The sequence below is a fragment of the Ruegeria sp. HKCCD6604 genome, assembly GCF_013110635.1.
GTDB lineage: Bacteria > Pseudomonadota > Alphaproteobacteria > Rhodobacterales > Rhodobacteraceae > Ruegeria.
The window spans coordinates 41,434-54,591 of the sequence record NZ_WVQW01000011.1 but is presented as its reverse complement, the minus strand read 5'-3'; the positions used below and the strand labels follow the sequence as shown (position 1 = coordinate 54,591).

Genomic DNA, 13,158 nt, shown 5'->3' with positions numbered 1-13,158 from the left:
TTGCGCAGACTTCCAATGCACAGGAATCATGGGGCACGCAGCCATTGCGTTTCAGCAAGCTCAAACTGACCGGCTTCAAAAGCTTTGTTGATCCGACCGATTTGATCATCGCGGACGGGTTGACCGGTGTGGTGGGCCCGAATGGTTGCGGCAAATCCAACCTTCTGGAAGCTTTGCGTTGGGTGATGGGTGAAAACCGCCCCAAATCCATGCGCGGTGGCGCGATGGAAGACGTGATCTTTGCCGGGGCCGCCACGCGACCCGCGCGCAACTTTGCCGAAGTTGTCCTGACCATGGACAACTCGGAACGTCTGGCGCCGTCGGGGTTCAACGACAGCGATCAACTGGAAATCGTTCGCCGCATCACCCGCGATGTGGGCAGTGCCTACAAGACCAATGGCAAAGACGTTCGTGCGCGCGATGTGCAGATGCTGTTTGCCGATGCTTCGACCGGTGCGCATTCGCCCGCGTTGGTCGGACAGAACCGCATTGCCGAGTTGATCAACGCCAAGCCGCGCGCCCGGCGGCGCATTCTGGAAGAGGCCGCCGGGATCTCGGGCCTGTATCAGCGTCGCCATGAGGCCGAGCTCAAGCTGAAAGGCACCGAAGCCAACCTGACCCGCGTCGATGACGTGCTGGAGCAGTTGGGCGGACAACTGGCCCAGCTTGCGCGTCAGGCCCGTCAGGCGGCCCGCTATCGTGAAATTGGCGAACAGCTGCGTCAGGCCGAGGGGATGCTGCTGTATCGACGCTGGAAAGAGGCCGACATGGCCCGCCAGCAGGCCGAAGAAAAACTGCGTGAGCGGATCACCGAAGCCTCCCGTGCCGAGGCTGAAGCCCGCGCTGCCGCCGCAAAACGTGCCGAGATCGAGGAAACCCTGCCGCCGCTGCGCGAGGAGGAGGCCATTGCCGCCGCCGTGCTGCAACGCCAGCAGGTGCAGCGCGATCAATTGTCCGATCAGGAAACCCGCGCCCGTCAAGCGATCGAGACGCTGACCAACCGAATCCAGCAGCTGGCCAACGATATCGAACGCGAAGCCGGATTGAACCGCGATGCGGGACAAATGATTGAGCGGCTGGAATGGGAAGCGCGCGAACTGGCCAAAGCGGCAGAAGGTCACGATGAGAAAGTGGCCGAAGCGGCGGAAATCGCCCGCGAGGCAGCCTCGATCCTACAGGAACGCGAAGACTACCTGTCGCAGCAAACCGAAGATATGGCCCGTCTTGTCGCCCGGCACCAGTCCGCCCAGCGTCTGGTCGAAGACAGCCGCAAGACACTGGCCCGATCCGAAAGTGAAGAGGAAGAAGCCCGGAAAGCCGTGGACGAGGCCAAGACGGCCCTGATCCGCGCCAGCGAGGCGTTTGAAGACGCCCAATCGGGCGAAGAAGAAGCCCGTGAAGCGGTGGAAGCCGCCGAAGAGGCGCTTGCCGCGGCGGATGAACTGCGCAACGAAACGCAAGCGCGCGAAGCCGAGGCTCGGGCGAGACGGTCCGAGGCAGAAGGCGAGCTGGGCGCGATCCGGGCCGAAACCACGGCGCTGGCCAAGCTGGTGGAACGCGACACGGCGGAAGGCGGTCAGGTGCTGGACCTGCTGCGCGTCGAACCCGGTTATGAAAAGGCTTTGGGTGCTGCTCTGGCCGACGATCTTCGCGCGCCGCTGGTCGAGGGTGACGGGCCATCCGGCTGGGTGCAGGTGGCTGGATATGACAGCGACCAGCCATTGCCTGAAGGGGCCGAGCCTCTGGCGCTTCATGTATCGGGCCCCGATCGTCTCAGCCGACGCATTGCGCAAATCGGGTTGGTGGATGCGGATCAGGGCGCTCGGTTGCAGGCATCGCTGAAACCTGGCCAGCGTCTCGTGTCTCGCTCGGGCGACCTTTGGCGCTGGGACGGGTTCCGTGCCTGGGCCGAAGACGCGCCAAGCGCTGCTGCTCTGCGGTTGGAGCAGCTCAACAAGCTGGAAGCACTGAAACAGGACCTTGCCCGTGCCGAAGCACAGGCTGACGGTGCCCGTGCCGCGCATGAGGCGCTGTCTCAGCAATTGGCGGATGTGACCGAGGCAGACCGGCGCGCGCGTGAGGCCCGCCGTGCTGCTGATCAGCGCATGGCCGAAACCGCGCGCGCACTGTCGCGGGCCGAGGCCGACCGCAATCTGGCCCAGGGCAAGCTGGAAACTCTGACCCTCGCCGTTGACCGCCACAAGGACGACGCCACGGCCGCCCGCGCGCAACTGCGCGACGCCGAAGCGGCTTTGGCCGGTCTGGGTGATCTCGACAGTGCCCGCGCACAGGTCGAAGACATCAAGCAGACGGTCGAGGCGGCGCGGATCACCATGCTGACCCACCGTTCGACTCATGACGAGCTGCGCCGTGAGGGGGACGCTCGCACGCGTCGTACCCAGGAGGTCGCGAAAGATCTCAGCGGGTGGCGCCACCGTTTGGAAACGGCTGAAAAGCGGATTTCCGAACTTGCCGAGCGCAAGGAAAGCTCGGAAGAAGAGCTGACGGAGGCCATGGCCGTGCCCGGCGAAATCGCCGAGGCGCGTGAGGAGCTGAACGAACAGATCGAAGCCGCCGAAGCACGGCGCGCCGAAGCCGCCGACAAATTGGCCGAAGCCGAGGCTATGCACCGTGAAATCGTTCTGGCCGAACGGGAGGCCGAGCGTCTGGCATCAGAAGCGCGCGAAAGCCGTGCCGCGGCCGAGGCGCGCTGTGACGCGGCCAAGGAAAGTGTTGTCGCGGCGGCGGAACGGATTGCCGAGGATCAGCAACTGACCCCGAACCAATTGCTTAACCAGCTGGAAGTGAACCCCGACCAGATGCCAGCTGCGGACGTTCTGGAATCCGAAGTGAACCGTCACAAACGTCAGCGCGATGCGATGGGGGCCGTGAACCTGAGGGCCGAGGAAGACAGCAAGGAAGTTCAGGAAGAATTCGATACGCTCAGCAGCGAAAAAGCCGATCTGGAAGAGGCAATCAAGGCGCTGCGCAGCGGGATCGCCAGCCTCAACCGCGAAGGGCGCGAGCGGTTGCTGACCGCGTTTGAACAGGTGAATTCGAACTTTGCCATGTTGTTCAAGCATCTCTTTGGGGGCGGCGAGGCCAATCTTGTGATGGTCGAAAGTGACGACCCGCTGGATGCGGGCCTTGAGATCATGTGCCAGCCGCCTGGCAAGAAACTGTCGACTCTCAGCCTGCTGTCGGGCGGAGAACAGACCCTGACGGCGACCGCGCTGATTTTCGGCGTCTTCCTTGCCAATCCAGCTCCGATCTGCGTGCTGGACGAGGTTGATGCGCCTTTGGATGATGCAAACGTGACGCGTTTCTGTGATCTGCTGGACGAGATGTGCCGCCAGACTGACACGCGGTTCCTGATCATCACCCACCATGCGGTGACGATGGCGCGCATGGATCGCCTTTTCGGTGTCACAATGCAGGAACAGGGAGTCAGCCAACTGGTTTCGGTCGATCTGAAGAAGGCCGAACAGATGGTCGCCTGACCGCTCACTGGAAGTTTATGACGGTTGCGGCTTTATCGCGCTAACGTGAGCGCATGACGCGCTTCCTGATCCCCGCCCTCATCGCCGCCGGCCCTGTATTTGCAGCCGACTGGCCCGTCAAAACCGGGGATACGCCCCTTACAGCCGCAGAGCTTGATGCTTTGGCGGGGCAGACACTGACCTTTTACGACGACGGACAGGCCAAATTCTCGGCCGGGGGCGCCTATTCCTACACATACGCAAGCGGAGATTCTGCCTTTGGAACTTACGCGATTGCCGATGATGGCAGCGTGTGCATCGCGTACCGCAATGGGTTCAGCCGCTGTGATCTGTACGTGCGTAGCGGGGGGCGACTGATCCTGATAGACGAGAAGGGCGACCGCTATCCGGTGCGGCCGGAGTAGTGCGTACCATGATTAGTGTTCTTTCTTCGCCGCGAGAGGACGGACAAGTTCGGAAACGGCACTTTGAACGATAAGTATGTTCCGCCGCCAAGCTTTAATATTCTTAGGATCAACGTCAGGCCAATCATAGACTGAGCCATGATGATTGATGGTTACAAGTCTGATCTCTGCGAATATATCGTCAGAAACGTATAGAAGTAAGTCGCAGCCTTTTCCACCTAACTCAGCGGCCAGCGGGTTCAGCGATTCACGACATAGCAAAGCTTTATCGTCGTCTTCTTGGCCGATAAAATCTACTTGTGAATAAAGACGAGACACGGTTTGCGGGTTTTTGAGTGGGGAGTAGTTTGGATTCAATATGGCTCGCAATGATATGCCAAGCGTCCCTTCGGGCACATGAATTTCTAGTGCTTCTAGATCTTGGTGTCGCCAATAGACTGAGGTTGCATCCTCGGATAGCCAGGCAATCTTATCGTCTGACCAAGCGGGGGAGACCACAAAGCACACAGCTGTCTCTCTTGAAATCAATGGTAAATAGCCTTCTCCACAAACTGTCTCAGTTGAGGGCCTGTCAGAGTTGCCTTGTTCTGGTTTGTCGATCTTGCGCAATGGCAAGATGAAAGGGACAATAAGAAGCAATACAATTGAAATCACGGTAGCGCGTCGAAATTTTGAGCGATTGCTGGAGAGCTTTGGCATCATGACCGCAAGTTGAAGACTTCTGCTAAATGCAAGACTTAGTAAGACACTATAATTGTCCTAGCAACTCCACCGTCGGCCATGCATCCGCAGGCAATCCCAATCTCACCTGTTCGGCCCGCACTGCGGCGCGGGTACCGGCACCCAGAATCCCGTCGATCTTGCCCACATCATATCCTTTGGCTTGCAGCTTGGTTTGCAATTGCTTCATCTGCGCGCCGCTCAGGCCCGGCGTGGGGTTGCCAGCATCATAAATTTGTGCCCCTTCCAGACGTGTCCCGAAATAGGCGGCAGTCAATACATAGACAAAGCTCTGGTTCCATTCGAAATAGACGTCGAAATTCGGATAGGCCAGAAAGGCCGGGCCCTTGTGCCCCTGGGGCAGGATCAGCGAGGCAGGCAGGTTTGCCAGCGACCCGCTGCGTGCCTGAACGCCCATGGCCTGCCAATCGGCCACCGACCGGGGCTTGCCGGGGCCGGACAGAGACCAGTCCATCTGCGCGGGCACCGCGACCTCTTGCAGCCACGGTTCGCCTGCGCGCCAGCCCAGATGCGACAGCATCTTGGCCCCGGACATCAGCGCATCGGGGGCCGAGGTTTTCAGGCGGACATGCCCGTCGCCGTCACCATCGACACCGTTTTCCAGAATGTCCCGCGGCAGCATCTGGACCATACCGATTTCCCCGGCCCACGCGCCCGTTGTGCGGGCCGGGTCGAAATCACCATTCTGATAAAGTTCGATGGCCGCGAAGATTTGAGGGCGGAACAGGTCGGGGCGACGGCAGTCATGGGCCAAAGTCACCAGTGCATTGCGGGTGTTGAAGTCGCCCTGAAAGGATCCGTAGTCGGTCTCGAACGCCCAGAAGGCCAGCAACACCCCGCGTGAGATGCCGTATTGCTTTTCGATCCGGTCAAACACCGCGTCATATTTGCGCGACATCGCCTGCCCGCGTTCGATCCGATTGGCCGAGATCAGCCGCCGGGAAAACTCGATAAAGGGTTTCTGAAACACCCCCTGCGCCCGATCGGCCTTCAGCACGGCGCTGTCCTGCTGCACGCCTTTGAAAAATGCGTTCACGGTGGATTTGTCAAAGCCTTGCTGCACGGCCTCGGTCTTTAGCCCTTGGACAAAGGAATTGAAGCCACCACCACATTGGGCCAGGGCAGGTTGGGCAAACAGGGTGGCGGCGATCAGGCCGGAAAGAAAACGCATGACAAATGTCCGTCAGTAAATCAGGTCGATCCCAACCGACACCGACACGAGCCCAAGCGCAAGCCCCCAAACACGCCACAACATGCGACATGCGCGGAAAATGTCCAAAGCTCCGATCTCGCGCTGAGCGTTGCCATTGACCCATGCCAGATCCCGCACCTTGCCGTCATAGCTGCGCGGCCCGGCCAGGGCGACGTTCAGCGCGCGGGCCATGGCGGCCTCGGGCCAGCCCGCATTGGGCGAGATGTGACGGTGCGCATCTGCAAAGATTTCGCGCCAGCGCGACCACTGGCCCGACAGCGCCACGATCATCACGCAGGTCAGGCGGGCTGGGATCAGGTTCAGCAGGTCGTCGAACCGTGCTGAAGCCCAGCCAAACGCGCGGTACGTTTCATTGCGATACCCGATCATGCTGTCGGCCGTGTTCACCGCCTTGTAGACCAGCAGCCCCGGCAACCCGGCAATCAGAAACCAGAAAGCAGGCGCGATGACGCCGTCACTTAGGTTTTCAGCGGCGCTTTCGATGGCCGAGCGTGCCACCTGTGCCTCGGTCATGTCCCGTGTATCGCGCGAGACGATCATGGCCACCCGTGCCCGCCCCTCTGACAGCGAGGCCATCAGCCCTTCGCCCACGGCGCGCACATGGGTGACCAACGATTTTTGCGCCAACAGGATCGCGCAGACCAGGATTTCAACCACCGGCCCCAACAGGGACAAACCCCAGCCAAGCGCCCCAGCGCCGCAAACCAGCAGGACAAGCACACCCACCCCTTTTGAACGGCGCTGGGCCCCGTGGTTCAGGCGTGTATCCAGCCAGCCGATCAGGTTGCCGATCATCACCGCCGGATGCCTGACGCGCGACCAGAGCCAGTCGGGTTCCCCCAGTGCTGCGTCCAGACACATGGCACAGACCAGCATCAGGCCAGGGCTCACAGGGCCGCCTCCAACCTGTTCCATCCATCCTCGGGCGGGAGCCCAAGGCGCAGATAGGTTTCAGAATAGGGGAAGATGCGGCTCCAGATATGGGACCGTGCCAGACGACCTTGCCAATGGGCGGCGTTGTCGACCTGATAAAGTCGGAACAGGCTGGTGCCGCCGATCACCTTGGCCCCCTTTCTTGTGACCAGCGCATCCAGCCTTGAGGCCTCGTCAGCCAAACGCGCACGCGTGGCGTCCGCCCAACGGTTGTCCATCAAAGCCTGTGTGCCGACCCGCAAGGCCGGACCTGATACCGACCAAGGGCCGGTCAGATCGTTCAACCGGCTGATCATATCCGGCCGTCCTATGGCAAACCCCAGCCTTACCCCGGCCAGCCCCCAGAATTTGCCAAAACTCTTCAGCACGATCACTCCGGGGCGGTCTGCCAGATGGATCAAGGACTTGTCCGGCATGACGTCGCAAAAGCTTTCGTCAATCACGGTAAGTGGTGCCGATACGTCGCTTTCCTGCCAGATACGCCCGTCCGGGTTGTTCGGATGTACGATCACGCGGGCGTCGCTGGGCGCGTCTTGCCGTATCTTCCACCCCTGAGCCGAAAAGGCGGCGGCGTGTTCGTTATAGGTGGGCGGCGTGATCTGTACCGTACCCGTCGCGGCCAGAGCCGGCAGGCGCGCGATGATCGCCGACGCTCCGGGCGCGGGCAGAATCGCGGCACGCTGCGGCACGTTCCAGAACCGGCGCGCGGCATCGCTGAGCCGTTCAAACGCCCCGTGATCCGGCAATTCGGCCCAATCCCCGGCCGTCAGGCCAGACACGGGATAGGCATGAGGATTGATGCCGGTGGACAGATCGATCCAGTCGGTGCGTTGCCCGCCATAGTTGACAATCGCCTTGTCCAACCCGCCGCCATGGTCACGAACCGCGCGTGGATCCAGATCTTCGTCCAAAGTGTTCATCTGCTCTCTCTGCGAGAAATTACCGCTTTTGGCCCGCTTCAAGCGGATTTTCGCCTCTTACACAAGCAAATCCGCCTGTTCACGGGCCTGTGGGGCTGCTGTTAACACTTTGTTAAGGAAATAACGAGATCACGGACCACGGGGGTCGGCACCACTCACCATACCAAGTGCCGAGGTTGTTGCAAATGAAAGTTCTGATTGTTGAGAGTAATCCCGACCTTGGTCGGGTCTGGAAAAGGCATCTGGAACGGCAGGGCGCCGAGGTCACGCTGGTCGAGACGCAGGAAGCCGCCATTCTGGCGCTGTACGGCACGGATTTCGAAATCATCGTGCTGGATCTGGTCCTGGAAACCGGAAGTGCATTGGCCGTGGCCGATTTTGCAAGCTATCGCCGCCCCCAGGCGCGGGTGATCTTTGTCACTAACACCACTTTCTTCTCGGATGGATCGATATTTGCCCACAGCCCGAACGCCTGTGCTTATGTGCAAAGCGAAACACCGCCAGAGGATCTGGCGGCGATGGTCGAGCATTACGCCGCAGGGCGCTGATCGCGGCGGTGCGGTTCTGTGTAATCCAGCACCGGGTTCACCGGAATGATCCGGTGCGGATTGATGCTGTCATGGCTGTAGTGATAGTGGCGCACGATATGGTTCATGTTCACCGTGGGTGCCACCCCGGGCCATTGGTACAGTTCACGCGTATAGGCCCATAGGTTCGGGTAATCGATCAGGCGCCGCTTGTTGCATTTGAAGTGCAGATGATAGACCGGATCAAAGCGGATCAGCGTCGTAAACAGCCGCCAGTCAGCCTCGGTGATCCGATCCCCCATCAGGTAACGGTTCCGGGCCAGACGATCTTCCAGCCAGTCCAGCGTGTCGAACAACGGGCCCACGGCGGCGTCATAGGCCGCTTGCGAGGTGGCAAAGCCGGACTTGTAGACGCCGTTGTTGACGTCTGAATAGATGCGCGCGTTGACCTCTTCGATTTCATCGCGCATCGCTTCGGGCCAGTAATCATCGGTATTGCCGGTGACCCCGTCGAAGGCCGAATTGAACATGCGGATGATTTCCGAGCTTTCGTTCGACACGATGGTTTCCTGCCGCTTGTCCCACAGGATCGGCACGGTCACGCGCCCCGAATAGGCTGGATCGGCTTTGCTATAGATCTGGTGCGCAAAGCCCAGCCCGTAAAGGTCATCTCCTGTCGCGCCGTGGGCGTCTGTTTCAAAGGTCCAACCCTGATCCAGCATGTCAGGATGCACGACCGACACCGAGATCAGATCGCTCAGCCCTTTCAACTCGCGAAAAATCAGCGTGCGATGGGCCCAGGGGCAGGCATAGCTGACGTAAAGGTGATAGCGCCCGGATTCTGCTTTGAACCCGCCTTTGCCTGATGGCCCCGCCTTGCCGTCAGCTGTCAACCAATTGCGAAACTGCGCGGCGCTGCGCTTGAATGCACCGCCCGTGGATTTTGTATCATACCAGGTATCGTGCCATTTTCCGTCGACCAGCAGGCCCATGTCTTTTCCTCCGCATGTGCGTTTCGAAAAACATAGGGCCAGGGCTTGCATCTTCCTATGCGAGCGCCCGCGCAAATGTTCTGCATCCGTGCACAGTCGAGTTCGGGATTTCTGTGCAACAAACCTCGGCTGGATCGTGTTTCTGTGACGTGGTTCACTGGATTTTTACAACTTATCCCGCACAATAGAAGTCATTCACGGGGGAACGGATTAATGAGTACCTATGTTTCAAAGGAAATACGCGCCGAGTTGGACGCGGCCCGAATCGCCACATTGAAAAAAGCCAGCCGTTTACGGGTGGAGATGGGCGACAATACCTACAAAATACTCAAATTGTGGAAAGACGGTTTTACGGTTGAGGCGGAAACCACGCCGCGCTTGCGCGGGCTTGTTGATATCTTTGACGGGGCCAACCACCTCTATCAATGCCTCATCGTCGCGGATGAGGATGAAGGCGGTGAGATGCGATATGAATTCAAACGCAGCACGGCCGCCCATGACAGCGCGCCGCTTGACTTTTACCGCGCGCCCGATGCGCCGATCGCCCTGCTGGGGCGTGACGACTAGGGGCGAATTTCAACCGGTATTCCGATTTGGCTGAGGGTTTGGTCGATGCCAAAGGCCAGCGGTGCCAGCCTAAAGACAGGCACGCGCGGCCCAAAGCGGCCTCAACCAAGGCAACCGGCACCTGTGGAAACAGGGCAGGGTTTGCAAGCCCCGGCCGGCACGTACTTATTGCAGATCCCCGAAGGCTCGTTTCAGCCGCAGGCAAGCTTCCTCGACCCGCGCCCGTTGCGTGGCGAGGTTGAACCGTTCAAACGTTTCTCCTCCAGTGCCGAAACCCGGACCTGACGATGTCGCGATCCGCGCGTCCTCGCGCAACCGGCGGACAAATTCAGCGTGATCCATGCCGGTGCCCGAGAAATCGACCCAGGCGAGATAGGTCGCCTGCAAGGGCATCGACCAGAGCCCCGGAATCTCGGTGATGGTCTGATCGAACAGACGCCGGTTTCCCTCCAGATGCGCGATCTGGGCATCTACCCATTCGGCCCCTTCGGGGCTGTACGCGGCGGTGATCATCGCCACGCCCAACGCGCCGGGATCGTAATCCAATGTTTGCAGCCGTTGCTTCATGGCCGCGCGCAGTTTGGGATCGGGAATGATCATGTTGCCGGTCCGCTGCCCGGCGATGTTGAAGGTCTTAGACGCCGCAGTCAGCGTCACGGTCCACGGACGTGCATCCGGGGCCGCTACGTCCATCGGTACAAATTTGGCGCCGGGATAGACCAGATCGTGGTGAATCTCGTCCGATACCAGGATCAAACCGTTCCGTTCGGCAAACGCGGCCACGGCCTGCAACTCGTCGGGCGTCCAGACACGACCCGACGGGTTTTGCGGCGAACACCACAGCAGCATCTTCTCGGACCCGTCCAACCGGGACTGGGCGTTGTCCAGATCAAGGCCGTAACTTTCCCCGTCCCGCACCAAAGGGCACTCCACGACCCGGCGGCCCGATTTGTTCACCTTGTGGGCAAACTCATGGTAAACGGGGGTGAAGATCACGATGCCATCACCGGGATCGGTCCAGACATCCAGCGACAGGGCGACTGCATTGCCCAAGCCCTGGGTCGTCAGAATCCAATCCGTGTCGATTTCCCAATCATGGCGGGTTTTCATCCACCATTGAACTGAGGCCAGATAGTCCGGGTGCATCCATGAATAGCCGAACACGCCGTGATCTGCGGCCTTGCGCACGGCCTCGATCACGCAGGGTGCCGTCTGGTAATCGGAATCGGCCGTCCACATGGCCAGACCGTCCTCGGGCGAGACGCCATACAGCATCTCCATCTTGTCCCATTTTGAACTGTTGGTGCCCCGGCGGTCGATCAGGTCGTTGAAAGTCATGTCTGCTCCATTTTCTCGACCGAAAGCTAACCGCAAATCGGGCGGGTGCAAGGGGGGCGTTGCGGCGCGGGGCGGGATGGCCTAAATCAGCCTCATGAAACGCACTATCCTGATCCATCCCGATCCCCGCCTGAAAAAGGTCTGCGCGCCCGTATCCGACCTGACGGACGAGCTGCGCACGCTGGCTGACGACATGCTGGAAACCATGTATGACGCGCCCGGGATTGGCCTCGCCGCGCCGCAGATCGGTGTGCTGGAACGGTTGATCGTGCTGGATTGCATCAAGGAAGAAGGCGAAACACCGCGCCCGCTGATCATGTTCAACCCTCAGGTCATCGCCTCTTCCGAGGAAACCAATGTATACGAGGAAGGATGCCTGTCGATCCCGGATCAATATGCCGAAGTGACCCGCCCCAAGGTGGTCGATGTCACCTGGATGGACGAGAAGGGAAACCTGCGACAGGAGACGTTCGACGGGCTTTGGGCCACTTGCGTGCAGCATGAAATCGACCATCTGAACGGCAAGCTGTTCATTGATTACCTAAAACCGCTGAAACGGCAGATGATTACCCGCAAGATGCAAAAGCTCAAACGTGAACGGGCGCGCGCATGACCGTCCGCACCTGTCTGCCCTGGCCCGACAAACGCTTGCGCACAAAGGCGGATGAGGTGACTGAAATCACCGATGACATTCGCCGGATTTGGCAGGACATGATCGATACGATGGAGGCCATGCCCGGTGTCGGTCTGGCCGCGCCGCAGATCGGAGTGATGTTGCGTCTGGCCGTGGTCGATGGGTCGGCCGAGCGGGGCAAGGCCGTGCGTCTGGCGAACCCGGAAATCCTGCACAGCTCGATCGAACTGCGTGAACATGAAGAGGCCAGTCCGAACCTGCCGGGCGTGTCGGCCAAGGTAAAACGCCCACGCGCGGTGACTGTCAAATTCCTGAACGAGCAGGGCGTGGTGGACCGTCGCGATTTTGTCGGCATCGAGGCCACCAGTGTCCAGCACCAGATCGACCATCTGAATGGCCGGATGTATTTTGACCGGCTCAGCAAGGTCAAACGCGACATGCTGCTGCGCAAAGCCAAGAAACAGGGGTAAAAATGCGCGTTGTTTTCATGGGAACCCCGGACTTCTCGGTGCCGGTTCTGGATGCGCTGGTCGAGGCCGGGCATGAGATCGCCGCCGTCTATTGCCAGCCCCCGCGCCCGGCGGGGCGGGGCAAGAAGGATCGCCCGACACCGGTCCACGCGCGGGCCCAGGCGCTGGGTCTGGACGTGCGTCACCCAACCTCGCTGAAACCGGCCGAGGAGCAGGACAGTTTTGCGGCACTGAACGCGGATGTGGCGGTGGTTGTGGCTTATGGGCTGATCCTGCCCCAGCCCATCCTCGATGCGCCGGCTCATGGCTGCCTGAACATTCATGCCAGCCTGTTGCCGCGCTGGCGCGGGGCGGCTCCGATCCACCGCGCGATCATGGCGGGCGATGCGCAAACCGGCGTCTGTATCATGCAAATGGAGGCGGGCCTTGATACCGGCCCCGTTCTGTTGCGACAGGCCACCGATATCGGGCCCGAGGAAACCACTGCGGAACTGCATGACCGGCTCTCGGCGATGGGCGCGGCTTTGATTGTCGAGGCGTTGGCAAAGCTGCCCGGCCTGACCCCTGATCCGCAGCCCGAGATTGGTGTCACCTATGCCGCCAAGATCGACAAGTCCGAGGCCCGCGTGGACTGGTCGCGCCCCGCGGTCGAGGTCGATCGGCAGATCCGCGGCCTGTCGCCCTTTCCCGGGGCCTGGACCGAGATCGAAGGCAACAGGGTAAAATTCCTCGCTTCGCGTCTGGCGCAAGGGAAGGGCGCACCGGGGGAGGTTCTGAATGGCGATCTGTATGTGGCTTGCGGGCAGGGCGCCATAGAACTGCTGCGCTTGCAAAGGGCGGGCAAAGGCGCGCAGGATAAGGAAACGTTCCTGCGGGGCTGGCCAATCCCGATCGGCACCCGGATGTCTTCGGAGTAAAG

13 protein-coding genes are annotated in these 13,158 nt (G+C 60.5%); 7 read left to right on the top strand and 6 right to left on the bottom strand.

Translation table 11 applies throughout. From position 1 onward, the window contains the following. The first annotated feature begins 44 nt into the window (after window positions 1-44). Both GS614_RS19405 and GS614_RS19400 read left to right on the top strand, forming a co-directional pair. Window positions 45-3,500 (top strand): chromosome segregation SMC family protein, encoded by a 3,456-nt coding sequence (locus tag GS614_RS19405; RefSeq protein ID WP_171727109.1) that lies wholly within the window; start codon window positions 45-47, stop codon window positions 3,498-3,500. Between the two features lie 53 nt (window positions 3,501-3,553). After that, entirely contained in the window at window positions 3,554-3,904 is a 351-nt protein-coding gene (locus GS614_RS19400) for a hypothetical protein (protein WP_171120295.1), read from the top strand. Between the two features lie 12 nt (window positions 3,905-3,916). Here the strand turns inward: GS614_RS19400 and GS614_RS19395 are convergent, their stop codons facing one another. From GS614_RS19395 to cobD, 4 genes are read right to left on the bottom strand one after another with little or no spacing between them, the layout of a single operon-like run. Further along, window positions 3,917-4,606 carry a hypothetical protein gene (locus tag GS614_RS19395; RefSeq protein ID WP_171727108.1) on the bottom strand — a complete coding sequence of 230 codons (690 nt, stop codon included), beginning with the start codon at window positions 4,604-4,606 and terminating at the stop codon, window positions 3,917-3,919. Window positions 4,607-4,652: 46 nt separating this feature from the next. Further along, entirely contained in the window at window positions 4,653-5,816 is a 1,164-nt protein-coding gene (locus GS614_RS19390) for a lytic murein transglycosylase (protein ID WP_171727107.1), read from the bottom strand. Between the two features lie 12 nt (window positions 5,817-5,828). Further along, window positions 5,829-6,749: an adenosylcobinamide-phosphate synthase CbiB gene (cbiB, locus tag GS614_RS19385; RefSeq protein ID WP_171727106.1), complete on the bottom strand. Its 921-nt coding sequence runs from the start codon at window positions 6,747-6,749 to the stop codon at window positions 5,829-5,831. Further along, the gene (gene cobD, locus GS614_RS19380; protein ID WP_171727105.1) at window positions 6,746-7,711 is read right to left on the bottom strand and encodes a threonine-phosphate decarboxylase CobD; all 966 of its coding nucleotides are present in this window, start codon (window positions 7,709-7,711) and stop codon (window positions 6,746-6,748) included. Before cobD ends, cbiB begins: the two co-directional genes overlap by 4 nt. A gap of 185 nt (window positions 7,712-7,896) precedes the next feature. On the opposite strand from cobD, the gene GS614_RS19375 reads away from it, so the two are divergent. Beyond that, entirely contained in the window at window positions 7,897-8,259 is a 363-nt protein-coding gene (locus GS614_RS19375; protein WP_117869888.1) for a response regulator transcription factor, read from the top strand. Here GS614_RS19375 and GS614_RS19370 read toward each other — a convergent pair. Further along, a complete protein-coding gene (locus GS614_RS19370; protein ID WP_171727104.1) occupies window positions 8,241-9,230 on the bottom strand; it encodes a glutathione S-transferase family protein in 990 nt (329 codons plus the stop codon). The two genes, GS614_RS19375 and GS614_RS19370, sit on opposite strands and share 19 nt — an antisense overlap. Window positions 9,231-9,443: 213 nt before the next feature. Between GS614_RS19370 and GS614_RS19365 the strand changes: the two genes are divergently transcribed. Beyond that, window positions 9,444-9,797, top strand: coding sequence for a hypothetical protein (locus GS614_RS19365; protein ID WP_171169191.1), 354 nt, complete (start codon window positions 9,444-9,446; stop codon window positions 9,795-9,797). Between the two features lie 165 nt (window positions 9,798-9,962). Here GS614_RS19365 and GS614_RS19360 read toward each other — a convergent pair whose 3' ends face one another. Next, window positions 9,963-11,135 (bottom strand): MalY/PatB family protein, encoded by a 1,173-nt coding sequence (locus GS614_RS19360; protein WP_171727103.1) that lies wholly within the window; start codon window positions 11,133-11,135, stop codon window positions 9,963-9,965. Between the two features lie 94 nt (window positions 11,136-11,229). Here GS614_RS19360 and def (GS614_RS19355) point away from each other — a divergent pair, with 94 nt between their 5' ends. Genes def (GS614_RS19355) through fmt form a run of 3 tightly spaced genes read left to right on the top strand, consistent with a single transcriptional unit; the run spans window position 11,230 to window position 13,156 of the window. Then, entirely contained in the window at window positions 11,230-11,748 is a 519-nt protein-coding gene (def, locus tag GS614_RS19355; protein WP_171120285.1) for a peptide deformylase, read from the top strand. Beyond that, the gene (gene def / locus GS614_RS19350) at window positions 11,745-12,239 is read left to right on the top strand and encodes a peptide deformylase (protein WP_171120283.1); all 495 of its coding nucleotides are present in this window, start codon (window positions 11,745-11,747) and stop codon (window positions 12,237-12,239) included. Before def (GS614_RS19355) ends, def (GS614_RS19350) begins: the two co-directional genes overlap by 4 nt. 2 nt (window positions 12,240-12,241) lie before the next feature. Further along, window positions 12,242-13,156, top strand: a complete 915-nt coding sequence (gene fmt, locus GS614_RS19345) for a methionyl-tRNA formyltransferase (protein ID WP_171727102.1) — start codon at window positions 12,242-12,244, stop codon at window positions 13,154-13,156. Window positions 13,157-13,158: the final 2 nt, after the last annotated feature.

What these genes read in the sequence shown, in the direction of transcription:
- GS614_RS19400 (WP_171120295.1), top strand. Translation starts at nt 3,554, where the DNA reads ATGACGCGCTTCCTGATCCCCGCCCTCATCGCCGCCGGCCCTGTATTT.
- GS614_RS19395 (WP_171727108.1), bottom strand. Translation starts at nt 4,606, where the DNA reads ATGATGCCAAAGCTCTCCAGCAATCGCTCAAAATTTCGACGCGCTACC.
- GS614_RS19390 (WP_171727107.1), bottom strand. Translation starts at nt 5,816, where the DNA reads ATGCGTTTTCTTTCCGGCCTGATCGCCGCCACCCTGTTTGCCCAACCT.
- cobD (WP_171727105.1), bottom strand. Translation starts at nt 7,711, where the DNA reads ATGAACACTTTGGACGAAGATCTGGATCCACGCGCGGTTCGTGACCAT.
- GS614_RS19375 (WP_117869888.1), top strand. Translation starts at nt 7,897, where the DNA reads ATGAAAGTTCTGATTGTTGAGAGTAATCCCGACCTTGGTCGGGTCTGG.
- GS614_RS19370 (WP_171727104.1), bottom strand. Translation starts at nt 9,230, where the DNA reads ATGGGCCTGCTGGTCGACGGAAAATGGCACGATACCTGGTATGATACA.
- GS614_RS19365 (WP_171169191.1), top strand. Translation starts at nt 9,444, where the DNA reads ATGAGTACCTATGTTTCAAAGGAAATACGCGCCGAGTTGGACGCGGCC.
- GS614_RS19360 (WP_171727103.1), bottom strand. Translation starts at nt 11,135, where the DNA reads ATGACTTTCAACGACCTGATCGACCGCCGGGGCACCAACAGTTCAAAA.
- def (WP_171120285.1), top strand. Translation starts at nt 11,230, where the DNA reads ATGAAACGCACTATCCTGATCCATCCCGATCCCCGCCTGAAAAAGGTC.
- def (WP_171120283.1), top strand. Translation starts at nt 11,745, where the DNA reads ATGACCGTCCGCACCTGTCTGCCCTGGCCCGACAAACGCTTGCGCACA.
- fmt (WP_171727102.1), top strand. Translation starts at nt 12,242, where the DNA reads ATGCGCGTTGTTTTCATGGGAACCCCGGACTTCTCGGTGCCGGTTCTG.